This window comes from Curvivirga aplysinae, from assembly GCF_009711445.1.
GTDB classification, from domain to species: domain Bacteria; phylum Pseudomonadota; class Alphaproteobacteria; order UBA8366; family Aestuariispiraceae; genus Curvivirga; species Curvivirga aplysinae.
Window position 1 is genome coordinate 1 of record NZ_SMMC01000082.1, and the last position, 2,464, is coordinate 2,464.

Consider the following 2,464-nt stretch of genomic DNA (forward strand, 5'->3'; position numbering starts at 1 on the left):
AGAATATCTACTTAATGCGGCGAAATCTTGACAGATATATAATGCCTTTATGAGTAAATATACAAATCATAGTATCAATCATCGTTTTACAGATCATGCTTTAAAGGGACGTGGCGCAGTTAGTAATCAGGTTGGGCGGTTTGAACGTTTCAATCGTGAAAGTTTCGATGACGGTTGGAACTCACCTGAAACGGATCAAATAGATGATCCATTTGCAGCAGGCACACAAATCCCAACAAGCCTTATGCTGGATAGCAGTAAAAAGATTATCACTTATAATCAATCACCAGATGTCCCATTTGATCGTTCCATCAATCCATATAAGGGATGTGAGCATGGTTGTGTCTATTGTTTTGCACGCCCTTCACATAATTACTGGGGATTGTCTGCAGGTCTAGATTTTGAAACCAAGCTTTTCTATAAACCGGATGCCGTTGATATTTTGGAGAAAGAATTAGCCCATCCCAAATATGAACCCGCCCCTATTGCCTTTGGAACGAATACCGACCCTTACCAACCCGTCGAGGCAGAGAAGAAAATAACACGCAGTTTAATTACCAAATTAACCGAATGCCACCACCCCTTCACTATTGTAACTAAAAATCAGATGGTCTTACGGGATTTGGATATCTTAACGGAAGCAGCGAAATATAAGTTAGTGCGCATTATGGTTTCCGTGACCACATTAGATCATATATTAGCTAATAAACTGGAACCTCGTGCAACGACACCCAAAAAACGATTACAAACCATACAAACTTTATCAGAACACAATATTCCTGTCGGCAGTTTGACGGCCCCTATCATTCCCGCAATCAATGACCATGAGATTGAAAATTTAGTAGCTGCTGTTAAAGAAGCTGGCGCAGAAAGCGCAGGCTATATCCTTTTACGTCTACCGCTTGAAGTCAAAGACTTGATGAAGGACTGGTTAGATCATCATTACCCCAATAAAACCAATCGTGTTTTGTCCTTAATCAGTCAAAGCAGAGATGGAAAGTTAAATCATAGCACATTTGGCAAACGTATGTCCGGCACAGGGGCCTATGCAACAATGATTAGAAAAAGATATAATCTGGCGATAAAAAAACATTTCGGATCGCATTTCAATCCTGAAGACCGGGTTGAACTACAAAGGTCACTCACCACAGAATATTTTACACCTCCAACACCCAAAGGTGGGCAATTTAACTTGCTTTAACTTAAGAGGGTATTTTTATTTTTTCCCATTCGCCAACTTAATCGCTTCTGGGTTAGAACGTAAACACCACATTGCTATCCCCCCTAAAAATGGGCCAATAGCCAATATCATGAAAGCATAATTCCATCCTAAGGCCTCAACAATTCCGGGCATGATATGGATGGCAATTAAAGTTAATGCAAAGCCCATAGCCGTTTGCATTGTTAATAAGGTACCCACACGTTCCGGCGGCGCTAGTTCGGTGATACTTGCTGAAAATTGTGCAGAATCAGCAATGATACTAATACCCCAGATAATACAGATAATCGCGATAACATAAGGCGCCCCTCCAAAGAAGAAACCGATCACTGTAGCACATAGACCGCTTACCAACATGGCTGATATGGTCACCGTTGTACGCCCGATACGATCAGCATAATAACCAGCGATCAAACAACCTATTACGCCGCCCAAACCTATTGCAGCAAAGCTTAGTAATCGGGCATAAAAAGACGCAACCTCTGCATCTAGATAAACAAGTTTGAAACTCGTATCTAAAAACAAGCCAAGCCACGCCCACATTGCATAAAGCTCCCACATATGGCCCAAATAACCCAGATTTGCTAACCGTAGACTCGGTATTGTAATAGCAAGCATCATGGCTTTGGGTTTCAATGGTGGGGCTTGTTTTATATTTGGCCCAATTCGAACAAGTAAAATTACAAAAGAACCAAAGATAGCGGCCAGTGAAGATAACTGGATCGTAAAACGCCAATCGATACCGCCAAAAGCATTAAACAAATGTGGTGCCGCTGATCCTAAGGTCAAAGCAGCGACCAAAATAGCAACTAACAATCCTGTATCGGAATAACGCCCTGTCTTATTGACCCAAGATACAGCTAATTTCATCCCCACCGGATAAACCCCAGCCATACAAATACCGGTTAAAAAACGCAAAATGATCATCCAGAAAGAATCAATAGGCACAAATAAAATGGCAAAATTTGCAAGACTTGCGATCCCACCAGAAATAAGAATGATTCGTCTAGGATCATATCGATCTGCTAATCCTAATATTGCGCTCACCAATGAACCAATTACAAAGCCTACTTGTACCGCACTCGTCAATAACGAGAGCTGATCATCTGTTAAAGAAAATTCATGTTTCAGAGACGGCGCAATAGCTGACGCAGAAAACCAAACAGCCATGATCGCTACTTGCGATAAAGCGATGAAAAAGACCGATGTTTTTTTTGCATTAATCATATTCTGTACAAACATATA

2 protein-coding genes are annotated in these 2,464 nt (G+C 41.1%); one reads left to right on the top strand and one right to left on the bottom strand.

Annotated features, from left to right (window positions below; translation table 11 throughout):
* The first annotated feature begins 49 nt into the window (after positions 1-49).
* Positions 50-1,201, top strand: a complete 1,152-nt coding sequence (locus E1160_RS01575; RefSeq protein ID WP_155153235.1) for a PA0069 family radical SAM protein — start codon at positions 50-52, stop codon at positions 1,199-1,201.
* Between the two features lie 15 nt (positions 1,202-1,216).
* On the opposite strand, the gene E1160_RS01580 is transcribed toward E1160_RS01575, so the two are convergent.
* On the bottom strand, positions 1,217-2,464 hold a 1,248-nt coding region (locus E1160_RS01580), incomplete at its 5' end, for an MFS transporter (RefSeq protein WP_328597105.1).